General features: G+C 61.9%; 13 protein-coding genes and 1 tRNA gene. 7 read left to right on the top strand and 7 right to left on the bottom strand.

Going from position 1 to position 11645, the window contains the following annotated elements; all coding sequences use genetic code 11:
* Nucleotides 1–186: 186 nt before the first annotated feature.
* Nucleotides 187–804 (top strand): glutathione S-transferase family protein, encoded by a 618-nt coding sequence (locus IEX53_RS04955; protein WP_188822061.1) that lies wholly within the window; start codon nt 187–189, stop codon nt 802–804.
* Nucleotides 805–807: 3 nt separating this feature from the next.
* Here the strand turns inward: IEX53_RS04955 and IEX53_RS04950 are convergent, their stop codons facing one another.
* On the bottom strand, nt 808–1485 hold the full coding sequence (locus IEX53_RS04950; RefSeq protein WP_188822058.1) for an ArsR/SmtB family transcription factor: 678 nt from the start codon (nt 1483–1485) through the stop codon (nt 808–810).
* Between the two features lie 74 nt (nt 1486–1559).
* On the opposite strand from IEX53_RS04950, the gene IEX53_RS04945 reads away from it, so the two are divergent.
* The 3 genes from IEX53_RS04945 (at nt 1560) to IEX53_RS04935 (ending at nt 3315) form a co-directional block, all read left to right on the top strand.
* On the top strand, nt 1560–1889 hold the full coding sequence (locus IEX53_RS04945; RefSeq protein WP_188822056.1) for an NIPSNAP family protein: 330 nt from the start codon (nt 1560–1562) through the stop codon (nt 1887–1889).
* Nucleotides 1886–2239, top strand: a complete 354-nt coding sequence (locus IEX53_RS04940; RefSeq protein ID WP_188822054.1) for an antibiotic biosynthesis monooxygenase family protein — start codon at nt 1886–1888, stop codon at nt 2237–2239. The genes IEX53_RS04945 and IEX53_RS04940 overlap by 4 nt, the downstream gene beginning before the upstream one ends.
* A gap of 95 nt (nt 2240–2334) precedes the next feature.
* Nucleotides 2335–3315 carry a glycerophosphodiester phosphodiesterase family protein gene (locus IEX53_RS04935; RefSeq protein ID WP_188822052.1) on the top strand — a complete coding sequence of 327 codons (981 nt, stop codon included), beginning with the start codon at nt 2335–2337 and terminating at the stop codon, nt 3313–3315.
* Nucleotides 3316–3371: 56 nt separating this feature from the next.
* Here IEX53_RS04935 and IEX53_RS04930 read toward each other — a convergent pair whose 3' ends face one another.
* The 4 genes from IEX53_RS04930 to IEX53_RS04915 form a co-directional block, all read right to left on the bottom strand.
* The gene (locus tag IEX53_RS04930; RefSeq protein ID WP_188822050.1) at nt 3372–3704 is read right to left on the bottom strand and encodes a TFIIB-type zinc ribbon-containing protein; all 333 of its coding nucleotides are present in this window, start codon (nt 3702–3704) and stop codon (nt 3372–3374) included.
* 132 nt (nt 3705–3836) lie between these two features.
* Nucleotides 3837–4289 carry an RbsD/FucU family protein gene (locus IEX53_RS04925; RefSeq protein WP_188822048.1) on the bottom strand — a complete coding sequence of 151 codons (453 nt, stop codon included), beginning with the start codon at nt 4287–4289 and terminating at the stop codon, nt 3837–3839.
* 46 nt (nt 4290–4335) lie between these two features.
* Nucleotides 4336–4722: a MerR family transcriptional regulator gene (locus tag IEX53_RS04920; RefSeq protein WP_188822046.1), complete on the bottom strand. Its 387-nt coding sequence runs from the start codon at nt 4720–4722 to the stop codon at nt 4336–4338.
* 256 nt (nt 4723–4978) lie between these two features.
* A tRNA-Arg gene (locus IEX53_RS04915) sits at nt 4979–5055 on the bottom strand.
* 137 nt (nt 5056–5192) lie between these two features.
* Here IEX53_RS04915 and IEX53_RS04910 point away from each other — a divergent pair.
* The gene (locus IEX53_RS04910) at nt 5193–5417 is read left to right on the top strand and encodes a hypothetical protein (protein ID WP_188822044.1); all 225 of its coding nucleotides are present in this window, start codon (nt 5193–5195) and stop codon (nt 5415–5417) included.
* Between the two features lie 72 nt (nt 5418–5489).
* Here IEX53_RS04910 and IEX53_RS04905 read toward each other — a convergent pair whose 3' ends face one another.
* Nucleotides 5490–6596, bottom strand: a complete 1107-nt coding sequence (locus tag IEX53_RS04905; RefSeq protein ID WP_188822042.1) for a branched-chain amino acid ABC transporter substrate-binding protein — start codon at nt 6594–6596, stop codon at nt 5490–5492.
* A gap of 274 nt (nt 6597–6870) precedes the next feature.
* Nucleotides 6871–9468 (bottom strand): cell cycle histidine kinase CckA, encoded by a 2598-nt coding sequence (cckA, locus tag IEX53_RS04900; protein WP_188822040.1) that lies wholly within the window; start codon nt 9466–9468, stop codon nt 6871–6873.
* A 350-nt stretch (nt 9469–9818) separates the two neighbouring features.
* On the opposite strand from cckA, the gene IEX53_RS24155 reads away from it, so the two are divergent.
* Nucleotides 9819–11018 carry a flagellar biosynthetic protein FliO gene (locus IEX53_RS24155; protein WP_188822038.1) on the top strand — a complete coding sequence of 400 codons (1200 nt, stop codon included), beginning with the start codon at nt 9819–9821 and terminating at the stop codon, nt 11016–11018.
* Nucleotides 11019–11068: 50 nt separating this feature from the next.
* The gene (locus IEX53_RS04890; RefSeq protein WP_188822036.1) at nt 11069–11641 is read left to right on the top strand and encodes a cysteine hydrolase family protein; all 573 of its coding nucleotides are present in this window, start codon (nt 11069–11071) and stop codon (nt 11639–11641) included.
* Nucleotides 11642–11645: the final 4 nt, after the last annotated feature.

Below are 11645 nucleotides of genomic sequence, written 5' to 3'. Positions count from 1 at the left end.
GGGTGGTGACGCGTTCGCCACGGTCTCCAGCAAAAGCGCACCCGTCACCACCCCCATCCGCCCGCTAACGCGGGCACCTTCCCCGCAAGGGGGAAGGACGGCGTTATACTGAAACCCGGTCTTCCTAGGCCGGGTTTTCTTTTTTGCCTAAAAAGCGCATCCTGAATCCGACGAAGGAGGAAACTCATGGCTGAACTTACTCTCTATACAAATCCCATGTCGCGCGGCCGCATCGCCCGGTGGATGCTGGAGGAGATCGGCGAGCCCTATGATGTGGAAATCCTCGATTTCGGGCCGCCGATGAAGAATGAGGATTATTGCGCAATCAACCCCATGGGCAAGGTTCCGGCGCTGCGCCATGGCCCGCATGTGGTGACCGAGGCGGCGGCGATCTGCGCCTATCTCGCCGAAACCTTCCCGAAAGCCGGCCTCGCGCCGCGCGCCGAAGAACGCGCAGATTATTACCGCTGGATGTTCTTCGCCGCCGGTCCCGTGGAAGCCGCGCTCACCAATCACGCGCTCGGCCTGGAACCGCCGGCGGAGAAAAGCCGCATGGTCGGTTATGGTAGTTATGCCTCCGTCATCGACGCGCTGGAAAAAGCCGTCTCGCGCCATCCCTATATCGCCGGCGAACGCTTCACCGCTGCGGATGTCTATGTCGGCGCGCAAATCGGCTGGGGCATGCGATTCGGCACGCTGGAAGCGCGTCCGGCCTTCGCCGCCTATTGGGATCGGCTCAAAGACCGCGAAGCGGCCATCCGCGCCGCCGCGCTTGACGATGCCGCCGTAAAAACTGGTGCTTGAGGGCTATTTCATAGAAAAGACTGAGCGAAACGCTTGAGCACCGCTGGGGGAAAAGGAGATCACCCGCCCTTTCTCCCGTCGCGCCCAGCCCTGCGCAATGAAATGATCGAGCAAGGCCGCGCCAAGGCCGCCGGAAAGATGGTTGCGCCGCTCGCTCCAGTCGAGGCAATGACGGCATAGGGGCCGCTTGGCCTTTTCCAGCGCCGGGACATCCAGTCCAAGACTGGAGAAGAAGCCCCTGCCCTTTTCCGTCAATGCCGGCTTTTCCTCGCCCTCGATCAGGCCGAGCCGGTAGGAGGCGTCCAGCAATTCGACGCCGCGCTCGCCCGCCAGATGGTCGTAGCAGATACGGGCCTTGCGCAGCGCCTCGTCCTTCGGCCCCGTGCGCACACGCACCGCGCCGGTGCGCTGGGCAAGGCCCATCAGCCCCTCCAGCACCTCCGCCACATCCGGCCCGGAAAGGCGGAAATAACGGTGCCGCCCCTGCTTTTCCATGGTCGTGAGACTGGCTTCGCCGAGCTTGGCGAGATGCCCGCTCGCCGTTGGGAGCGTGACACCCGCGACTCCGGCAAGCTCGCTGGCGGTGAGCGCGCGCCCATCCATGAGCGCGGTCAACATATTGGCCCGCGCCGGATCGCCGATGAGAGCCGCGATTTTTGCAATGACAGGACCGTCTTTCATAGTTCGATGCTAACCGAAGCATGGGCGGCAATCAAGGCGCTACAAGGCGGGCCATCGCAAGCATGGAGTACCCGATGATCACCTGTTTCATCCGCTATGAGATCGACCCGTTCCGGCGGGATGCCTTTGCCGAATATGCGCGCAATTGGGGTCAGGCCATTCCCCGCTGCGGGGCGGAGTTGATCGGCTATTACGGCCCGCACGAAGGCTCGGCAACCGCCGCCTATGGCGTCTACAACATCGAAAACCTCGCCGCCTACGAAGTCTATCGAGCCCGGCTGGCGGAGGACCCGCTCGGACGCGAGAATTATGAATTTGCCCGCAAGGAGCGGTTCATCCTGAAGGAGGACCGGATTTTCCTCAAGCGTGTCTCCGGCCCGCATGGGGAGTTCGTCAAGCCATGATCGCGGTGATCTTCGAAGTCTGGCCGGCGGATGAGGCACGCCGGAAGCAATATCTCGACGTCGCCGCGGAACTGCGCAAGGAGCTACTGACGATCGACGGCTTCATCGCCATCGAGCGGTTCCAGAGCCTCACCGAACCCGGCAAGCTCCTGTCGCTCTCCTTCTGGCGCGATGAGGAGGCGGTGAGGGAGTGGCGCAACCTGCCCTCCCACCGCGCCGCGCAAGGCCAGGGCCGCGGCGGCGTGTTCGAGGATTACCGCCTGCGCGTTGCCCATGTGATCAGGGATTATGGGCTGGAGGAGCGTGACGAAGCGCCCGACGATAGCCGGGCTGCACATATGCCAGCCTGAGACCACGATGGGCTGATAATCCGGCCTGTCATCTCTCCTTGCCCCAGATTTGCCGGGCTTCGTTCTGAAGCTGGCTGAAATGAGGGGGAAATCGAATGATTCGTGGCATTCTGAAAATCGCGGGCCTTGCTGTTGGAGCGTGCGCGATCATCGCCTTTATCGTCAACACCGACTATCTTGCGGTCCCCGACCAGCCGAAGCCGCAAATCATCGCCCATCGCGGCCTTGGCCAGACCTTCTCGCGCGAGGGCCTCAAGAACGACACCTGCACGGCGGAGCGGATATTCCCGCCGGAGCATCCATATCTGGAAAACACCACCGAAGGCTTCCGCGCCGCTTTCAACGCGGGGGCAGATATCGTCGAGTTCGATGTCCACCCGACGACGGACGGCCAGTTCGCGGTCTTCCATGACTGGACAGTCGATTGCCGTACCGAGAGCACGGGCGTCACCCGCGACAAAAGCCTCGCCGAGTTGAAGAAGCTCGATATCGGCTATGGCTATACCGCCGATGGCGGCAAGACCTTCCCTTTTCGCGGTAAAGGCGTAGGCATGATGCCGTCGCTCGACGAGGTGTTGGCAGCTTTTCCAGACCGGCGATTCCTTATCAACATCAAGAGCAATGACGAACGCGAAGGACGCCTTCTTGCCGCGCGTCTGAACGCCCTTCCACCGGCGGAACGGGCGAATATCATGATCTATGGCGGCGGCAAGGCGATCGATGCCTTCAAGGCCGCAAGTCCGGGGGCAACCGTTCTGGGCACTGACGGCGCGATCCGGTGCTTTATCCGCCACGCGCTTCTGGGCTGGAGCGGCTATGTGCCGAAGGACTGCCGTCAGACGCTGTTCATGGTGCCGGCAAATTTCTCGCCCTATATCTGGGGCTACCCGCACCGACTCGCCGCGCGGCTAGAAAAATACGGCACGCTCCTCGTCACCATCGGCGACAATCACTGGGAGAAGTCTACGAGCGGAGTCGATGACGAGGCAACCCTACGGAAAATCCCCGCCCGCTTCAACGGCGCCATATGGACCAACCGCGTGGATCATATCGGGCCGCAGGTGAAGGGCGGCTGATTATTCAGTGGTGTGGCCGCGCGCGAGCTTCGCCTCGCGGCCACTTCTGCGAATTCTCAGTCGAACAGATCCTCGAGCCATGATTTGCGACGGCGGCCATGGCTACCGTATTGGTGTCCGCCATAGCCCTCCTTGTGATGTCCCTGGTGAGGATAAGGCTGCGCTGGCGGAGTGGGTTGCTGGGGAATATTGCTCTGCCCCTGAGCGGCGCGAGGTGGCTCGCCCACACTGCGCTCGATGATCTTGTCGAGTTCACCGCGATCCAGCCAGACGCCCCGGCATTTGGGGCAATAGTCGATCTCGATGCCCTGGCGCTCGCTCATGACCAGATCGACTCTGCAAGCCGGGCAAAGCATGCCCGCCGGAGCGGTGTTTTCAACGGCTGTCATCCATTATCTCCTCATATTCGCGTGGGTTCCCCGCACAAAGCTAAGGACCGTCATCGGTCCCTGTCGCATATGGCTATTGCGAGAAGAGAATCAAGGAATGGAGTCAAAAGCAGGCGAACTGGCGACTGCGCTCTATTCCTTTGGCGCAATCACGCCTTTGGTGAAGAGGAAGCAGCCATAGAAGCGAGTTTCTCCCGTGGTGATCACGCAGTAAGCCTTCTTCGCCTCCTCGTAGAAAGCGAAGCGCTCGATGCCATACATCGGCGCGGGCCGTCCTTCCGCCCGGTCGATTTCGGCCTGCACCTCCTGCTGCACCAGCGGGATTTCGTCCGGCGACCCCATCACCTCCATGCGCCCGGCGGAGGGCTGCAATGGCGTGTCGAGCGGGAGGACCGACAGGATGGCCTTGACCGCACGGGCGGCGGATACATTGCCGATGGAAAGAAGCGTGCCGAGGCGCGTCTGCCGGGCAATAGAATCGGAAGGGAAATTCGTGTCGGTAACAACAAGCGTGTCCCCGTGTCCCATCGAGCGCAGCGCATAAAGCACGTCCGCATTCAGCGCCGGGTCAATATTCTTCAACATGGTAAGTACCTCCCAGGCAATTCAACCTTGATCACCACCCGGCGGATCACGTCTTGACGCCCAACTCAGCCAGCCGTTCGATGCAGGCCTCCTCGATCCGGTCGAGTTCGCCCAGTGTTTCCTCGATATCGCGGCGCTTCTGGCGCAGATCGACGCGTTTCTCCTCCACCCGCTTCATCAGAAGCCGCAATTGACCCGATTCGCCCGGCGGCTCACGGTACATCTGGATGATTTCGTGGATCTCTGCGATCGAGAAGCCCAGGCGCTTTCCGCGCAGGATTTGCTTCAAAAGGTGCCGGTCGGATGGACGGAAAAGCCGCGTACGCCCGCGCCGCACGGGATGGATCAGGCCCTCGTCTTCATAAAAGCGCAAGGTCCTCGTCGATATCCCGAACTCACGGGTGAGCTCGGTGATCGTATAGTACTCGCGCATCCAACCGCATCCTGCTTCTTAAAATCAGTTCAACGGCTTGTTCTGTCCATGGTTTACGTAAAAGTCAATTGCGGCGGCATTTAATCGGTTAACAACCTCATGCTCTAAAACAATAGCAAAAGTGGCAAGGTGACAATCCAGCCCCAGCAGCAAAGGCAGCGGGCCAAACAGCGCACATCACCGGGCCCCATGCCTAGCCAGCCGCAGCAACGCTTCTAATCGTGTTCAGACCGTATCTGACTGATTTTCTGGAATTTGGCGCACCCGACAGGATTCGAACCTGTGACCTCTGCCTTCGGAGGGCAGCACTCTATCCAGCTGAGCTACGGGTGCCAAGCATCCGGCAAATCGGATGCGTGTCGCGTTTCTAGCCGAAGGCGCTTGCGGCTTCAATGGTCTATTTCATCTTTTCGGAACAAACCGCCATGCCAGGCGTTCCGCTGCTCAGGTCACCAAGGGAGGGTTGCGCCTTGGCCATCACACGAGACGAAATCATTTCGGTGCTCGGTCCCGTCGACGATACCCTGATCGCTGAAATCATGGCATCGGGGGCTACGCTTGACGAACTGATCCTGGCGTGGGGCTGGATTACCAATGAAGAGGCGCTGGTGCTCGAAGGCATCCCCCGCGCCAGTGGCCGCACCGCGGAACTGATCGATCTTCTGTCGGATGACGAAGAAGACGAGCCCCTGTAACCATCACGACAAACAGAAAAGCCGCTGCGCAGATCCTGAGCAGCGGCTGTCGATGGTCAAAGCGGGTTTGGCTTATTCAGCCGCGACGATCTTCCCGCCTTCCCACTTGTAGAGCGAGAAGCTCGGCGAGGAGAGGTCACCGCTTTCGCCATAGGTCAGCTTGCCGATGACAGTGTCAATGGCTTCGCCTGATTTCAGCGCCTTGGCGACGGCCTGGGCGTCATCCGCCGAACCGGCCTTCTCGATGCCGGCCTTGAGGACCTGCACCGCGGCATAGGCGTTGAGCGTGAATGCTTCAGCCGGGATCTTCTTCTCTTCGAGCGCCTTGATAACCTCCGCCGCAGCGGGATTCTTCGTGGCGTCCACCGCGTTGGTGAAGATCGTGCCGGCAGCGGCGTCATTGCCGATCGCCCAATATTCCGTGTTCGAAAGGCCCTCGCCGCCGATGATCGTGGCCTTCACACCCTGATCCTTCAGCTGACGCGCAAGCAGGCCGCCCTCTGGATGGTAGCCGCCGAAATAGATCACATCGGCCTTGGCTTCCTTGAGCTTGGTGACGAGCGCGCCGAAATCCTTGTCGCCGACATTGAGCGATTCATCGAGCACTTCCTTGACGCCGCCCGCATTCAGCGTCGCCTTGAAGGCATCGGCCAGGCCCTTGCCATAGGGGCCCTTGTCGTTGACGATGGCGATCTTCTTGTCCTTCATGGTCTTGAGGACATACTCGGCGGCAACCTGCGCCTGCTGGTCGTCACGGCCGCAGGTGCGGAACACGTTCCACAAATCGCGGTTGGTCAGCGTCGGCGTCGTCGCGGTCGGCGTCACCATAAGGATGCCGTTCTCGGCGAGCACGTCCGAAACGGGAACCGAGGTGCCTGACAGCACCGGACCGACCACATAATGGATACCGTCGCCGACGATCTGGTTGGCGACCGAAACGGCCTGCTTGGGCTCGCCCGCATCATCCATGAGCTTGAGAACGACCTTCTCGCCCTTGATGCCGCCGGCCTTGTTGATGGCCTCGACGGCGCTCTCGGCGCCATTCTTCACCTGGATGCCGTAAGCCGCGACCGGCCCGGTCAGCGGCGCGATCAGGCCGATGGTGATATCGGCATGGGCGAGCGGCACAAACATGATGCTCGCCGCCAGCGTAACGCTGGAGAACAACGAAAAACGCATGAATTCCTCCTTCATGACAGCCCCCCTGGGGCCATGCTTTGGATATCGCACAATCCCTAAAAGTTGCAGGCTTTTTGGTTGGGACCACGCGACGAAACAATTTATGCAGGCAGCGCCCGGAGCGCCGGGTGAGCAGCCTGTATCCGGTGAGTTAATGCAGTTCTGCGAGCCGGTTGCAAGAGGCGAACCGGCCTAAGACAGCCGGAAACGCATGAATATTCTCATTTTTCGCGCTCGAAAGCAGCAATCTTCCGGTTGCAGCATATTCAAAGCATCAATCTTCCGATTCCAGCATCTCCTTGACCGCCGTGGCCAATTGCTTGAGCGAGAAGGGCTTGGGCAGGAAGCCGAATTTAGCGTCCGCCGGCAAATTCTTTGCGAAGGCGTCCTCCGCATAGCCGGAAACGAAGATGAACTTGATGTCGGGATGGTCCTTGCGCAGTTCGCGCAGCAGCGTCGGGCCGTCCATCTCGGGCATGACCACGTCGGAGACGACGATATCGACCTTGCCGTCGAGCCCCGCCAATACCTCCAGCGCTTCCACGCCGGACGAGGCTTCATGCACCGTATAGCCCCGCGATTGCAGCGCCCTCACCCCGCCCATGCGCACCGCATCCTCGTCCTCGACGAGAAGCACGGTCGCGGAGCCCGAGAGATCGCGCGGCTTTTCGGGTTCCTTCTTCTTTTCCTTCTTGCCGTTTTCGACAGCCGTACCGTCCGCGGCAATTGCCGTCTCGATATGCCTCGGCAGGAAAATCTTGAAGGTCGTGCCCTTCCCTACCTCTGAATCGCAGTAGATGAAGCCGCCCGTCTGCTTGATGATGCCATAGACCATGGAGAGACCGAGGCCCGTCCCCTTGCCCACCTCCTTGGTGGTGAAGAACGGCTCGAATATCTTTTCGATCACATCAGGCGCGATGCCCGTGCCGGTATCCTCCACTTCCACAAGCACATAGTCGGCAACGGGCAGGTCGCGATAGTTGAAGGCCGCCGCCTCCGCCTGGTCCACATTGCGGGTGCGGATGGTGATGGCCCCGCCCTCGGGCATGGCGTCGCGCGCATTGACGGCGAGATTGACCGCCACCTGCTCGAACTGCCCGAGATCGGCCCGCACGGGCCAGAGGTCGCGGCCATGGTCGATCTTGAGCTCGATATCCTTGCCGACGAGGCGTGCGAGCAGCATCCGGAGATCGGCAAGCACGTCCGTGAGATCGAGCACCTCGGGCCGTAGCGTCTGCCGCCGCGAGAAGGCCAGGAGCTGGCGCACCAGCGAGGCCGCGCGATTGGCGTTCTGCTTGATGTTCATGATATCGGGGAAGGACGGATCGGACGCGCGGTGATTGGTGAGCAACAGGTCCGACGACATGATGATCGCCGTCAGCACATTGTTGAAATCGTGCGCGATGCCGCCGGCGAGCTGGCCCACCGCCTGCATCTTCTGGCTTTGCGCCATCTGCCCTTCCAGCGCTTTCTGCTCCGTGGTCTCCACGGCGGAAACGATGGCCGCTTCCTCCGCCGCCTCACCGCCGACATCAGAGACGGGGCTGACATAGAAGCGGATATGCCGCTGCTCGTTGCTCGGCAGCACCGTGTCGATGGGGGATATCTCTGCCTGGCCGGCGAAGGCCGCGGCAAGCGCCTTGGAGAAAGCCTCGCGGTCGCGCTCATGCACCACGCTGGCAAGCTTTATGCCGCCATCGATGGCGTCGCTGTCCACGGCGGAAGAGAAGATATCGAGAAAGCGCGCATTGGTGCGCAGCGTCTTGCCCTTGGCGTCGACGGCGGCGATAGCCATGGGGGCGGAGTTGAAGAACCGCGTGAACCGCACTTCCGCCGCCCGGAGCGCCGCCGAAGCATCCTCACCCTCGGCGCGGTTGAGCACGATGGTGCGGCTCGTTCCGCGCTTACCGTCGCGCTGGGCTTGCACCCGGTGATAAAAGCGCACCGCAAGGCTCTGCCCGTTGAGCTTGGCAAGGTCGAGATCGATCACCGTGTTGCGGCTCGAGCCAGGATCGGCCTTGACCGAATTGATCAGCGCCATGCCATTGCCCGCGACGATATCGTTCAGCGTCAGGGAGCCCGGCACGAATTTCGTCAGGTCCACGCCCAGCCATTCCGCGAGCGTGGCGTTGAGATAGACGATCCGCCCTGCGGCGTCGGCGGAGAAGAACCCTGCCGGCGCATGGTCGAGATGGTCGATGGCTTCCTGCAGATCCTGGAAGAAGCGCTCCTGCTCCGCCCGCTCGTCCGATATGTCGGCGACCTGCCATGCAAAAAGCGGCCCCTTATGGTCTGGCGTCGAGGCGATGGGCCGCGCCTTGATGCGGTACCATGTCGGCCCGAGGGCGCGCGGCCCGTCGGATGCCGGCGCCATCGCATGGGAAAGCCGCACCTCTTCCTGCGCCGGCACACCGTCACGCACCGCGTTCGACAGCCGGTAGATGGCGTCGGATGCCGCGGGCTCGCCCGAAAGGATCGTGTCGAGCGCGCGCACATCGGTGGCGTCAGTCGCGCCCGTCAGCGCGGCATAGGCCTGGTTGGCGTAAACGACACGCCCCCGGCTATCCAGAATGACTGTGCCTTCGGGCAGGGAGTCGATGAAGGCGTGGGCGAGATCGTCCCCCAGGACGCGCGGTGTGAACTGGATGAGCCCGATGGCCGCGCCGAACAGATAGAAGACGCCTACCATGGAGAGCACGCCCAGGAGGCCGAGCAGGAAGGCGTCGCCGAGTTGGTCGCGGAAGACGAAATAGAGGAAAGCCGCGCCCGTCAGAACGATGCCGAGGACCAGAAGCCGGATCGCCGCTCCGGGCCCTTTGCGCCCAGAGACGATCGGTTTTGGATAAAGATCGGTCCTTGCGTCTTGAGACATATGGCCCTCAACCCTTTTTATTCTATTTCTATCGGCCTTTCAGCCGCCGCGAAATGCCGAATATCCGATTCGTAACGGCTTGGATCATACATTCCCGGATACGGGAACCCATACGAATGAAAATCCGGCGATTGAAGCACGTGGCGCGACCATTGAGTGTAATAAGGCCGCATTCTCGCCCGATTCGCCATGTTTTCTGTTGGTTACAAGGCGATAACAAGAATAGTTCGTTTTCTGATTGTTTCCTTCGACAGCGTTCGTCGGATATCCTGACCGAGAAAATTAAAAAGCATTCCGGCAAGGCAACGGGGATATGCAGCCACGGCTGCAGTTCTTAAGGAGAAGAGTGGATGTACGAGTGGCTGAGTGGAATTGTCGGCGAGAATGCCGCCCGCGTGACGGGCTTCATCCTCCTGTTCCTGCTGATCCTTGTGGCGATCGTCGCGGTGCTGACGGTCATTCGGCGCCTGACCGGCGGCACCTTCGTCGCTGGCGGACGCGGGCGAGCGCCTCGCCTTTCGGTCATGGACGCCGCAGCGGTCGATAGTCGCCGCAGGCTCGTCCTGGTTCGGCGTGACGATGTCGAGCACCTGATCCTCATCGGCGGCCCGACCGATATCGTCGTGGAACAGAATATCCAGGCGTCCCGCGCGAAAGATCGCCCATCCACTGCGAAGACGGCGCAAGCGGAGCCAGAACCCCGCGCCGAGCGCCCTGCTCCCGCCTCTCCGGTTGCCGAAGCGCGGGAGGCCGAGCCTTCTCTCGCGTCCGAGCCGGCCCCTGTAGCGCCCGCCGTCGCAGCCCCTGCAAGCAATCCGGCGCCCGCCACAAGACAGACGCCCCCCGCGTCGGTGACGCCCTTCCCCGAAAGGCATCCGGAGCGTCCGCGTCCCACCGTTGCAGCCGTCAGGCCGACGCCACAGCAGCCGGCCCAATCGGCCCAGCCCGCGCAGCCTGTGCCCGCCGCACCCCGGCCCGCGCCGCAATTCAACCAGACGCCGCGCCCAGCGCCGGTTCCGCCCCAACCCCAGCCTCGGGCGGCCACACCGCAACCGGCGGCTCCCCAGCCCGTGCGCGCTCATCCGGCCTATCCGCTGAGCCAGGTGGCCCAGGGCGTGATCAGCGCCACCTCAGGCCTTGCCGCCGCCTCGGGAAGCAGCAGCGCGGCGAGCCTCAACATCGCCCCTGCCCGCGAAACGCCGCAGCCGCGCGCGGAGGTAGCTCCGGCGCGGACCGCTCCGTCCTTCGCAAATTTCGATCAACCCGAAGTGCGCGCGCCCGCCCGTGCCGAGGAAGCGTCCGTCACGCCCTTTCCTTCGGCTCCAGCCGCGCGGGAGGATGTCTCCGGCAAGCTCGATACGTTCAGGGACGAATTGCCCGATTCCATGTTCGATGATTTGACCTTCGATGAGATCCAGCTCGATGACGAGCCCTCGAGCGAGCTCAACATTTCCCCTGCCGGACATGAGCCGCAAGACGAATCGGTCAATCAGCTCGAGGATGAAATGGAAAAGCTGCTCGGCGAATTGTCGAGAAGCAGAAGGAACTGACGGCGGGAGATAGGGGGCGGCGATACCATGTCACGACAGGAGAGCGCAGCATGAAGACCGCCTTTATCGGCCTCGATTATATCGTTGATATCGTGGACCCGAGCGGCAAGATTGCTGCCTCGGCTGGACAGGTAAAAGAGCGCGGTGTGATCGCCAAGGCCAATGAAGCCTTGAAGATCGCCCACGACAAGGGCTGGCTCAGCATTCTCGTCAAGGTCGGCTTTTCGCGCGGATACAAGGACCAGCCGAAAAATTCACCGCTCTTCGGCCGCGCCAATGAGCTGGACGCGCTGGCGCTCGACGGTCCGGGCACCGGTTTTCATGAGGACCTTCGTTCGGATTTCGCGGATCTCATCATGGTCAAGCCAAGGGTGAGTCCCTTCTACGGCACCGGCCTCGAGGCGGCGCTGCGCGCGAACCGCATAGAACGGCTCATCGTTGCGGGCGTAAGCAGCGCCTGGGCCGTGGAAGCCGCCACGCGCGACGCGCATGACCGGGACTACGAAGTCTATATAGCCGAGGACGCCTGCGCCGCCGCGAACACGGAAGAGCACGAAGCCGCCATGAAGCGGCTCGCCCGTATCGCGAAGATTATCCACGTTGGCGATATGCGCACTCTGTGATCCG

Source organism: Paramesorhizobium endophyticum (assembly GCF_014640615.1).
Classification (GTDB): domain Bacteria; phylum Pseudomonadota; class Alphaproteobacteria; order Rhizobiales; family Rhizobiaceae; genus Paramesorhizobium; species Paramesorhizobium endophyticum.
This window is presented reverse-complemented; position numbering and strand designations above follow the sequence as displayed.

Excerpts from the sequence above, each read along its gene's own strand:
- IEX53_RS04955 (WP_188822061.1), top strand. The coding sequence starts at position 187 with ATGGCTGAACTTACTCTCTATACAAATCCCATGTCGCGCGGCCGCATC.
- IEX53_RS04950 (WP_188822058.1), bottom strand. The coding sequence starts at position 1,485 with ATGAAAGACGGTCCTGTCATTGCAAAAATCGCGGCTCTCATCGGCGAT.
- IEX53_RS04945 (WP_188822056.1), top strand. The coding sequence starts at position 1,560 with ATGATCACCTGTTTCATCCGCTATGAGATCGACCCGTTCCGGCGGGAT.
- IEX53_RS04940 (WP_188822054.1), top strand. The coding sequence starts at position 1,886 with ATGATCGCGGTGATCTTCGAAGTCTGGCCGGCGGATGAGGCACGCCGG.
- IEX53_RS04935 (WP_188822052.1), top strand. The coding sequence starts at position 2,335 with ATGATTCGTGGCATTCTGAAAATCGCGGGCCTTGCTGTTGGAGCGTGC.
- IEX53_RS04930 (WP_188822050.1), bottom strand. The coding sequence starts at position 3,704 with ATGACAGCCGTTGAAAACACCGCTCCGGCGGGCATGCTTTGCCCGGCT.
- IEX53_RS04925 (WP_188822048.1), bottom strand. The coding sequence starts at position 4,289 with ATGTTGAAGAATATTGACCCGGCGCTGAATGCGGACGTGCTTTATGCG.
- IEX53_RS04920 (WP_188822046.1), bottom strand. The coding sequence starts at position 4,722 with ATGCGCGAGTACTATACGATCACCGAGCTCACCCGTGAGTTCGGGATA.
- IEX53_RS04905 (WP_188822042.1), bottom strand. The coding sequence starts at position 6,596 with ATGCGTTTTTCGTTGTTCTCCAGCGTTACGCTGGCGGCGAGCATCATG.
- cckA (WP_188822040.1), bottom strand. The coding sequence starts at position 9,468 with ATGTCTCAAGACGCAAGGACCGATCTTTATCCAAAACCGATCGTCTCT.
- IEX53_RS24155 (WP_188822038.1), top strand. The coding sequence starts at position 9,819 with ATGTACGAGTGGCTGAGTGGAATTGTCGGCGAGAATGCCGCCCGCGTG.
- IEX53_RS04890 (WP_188822036.1), top strand. The coding sequence starts at position 11,069 with ATGAAGACCGCCTTTATCGGCCTCGATTATATCGTTGATATCGTGGAC.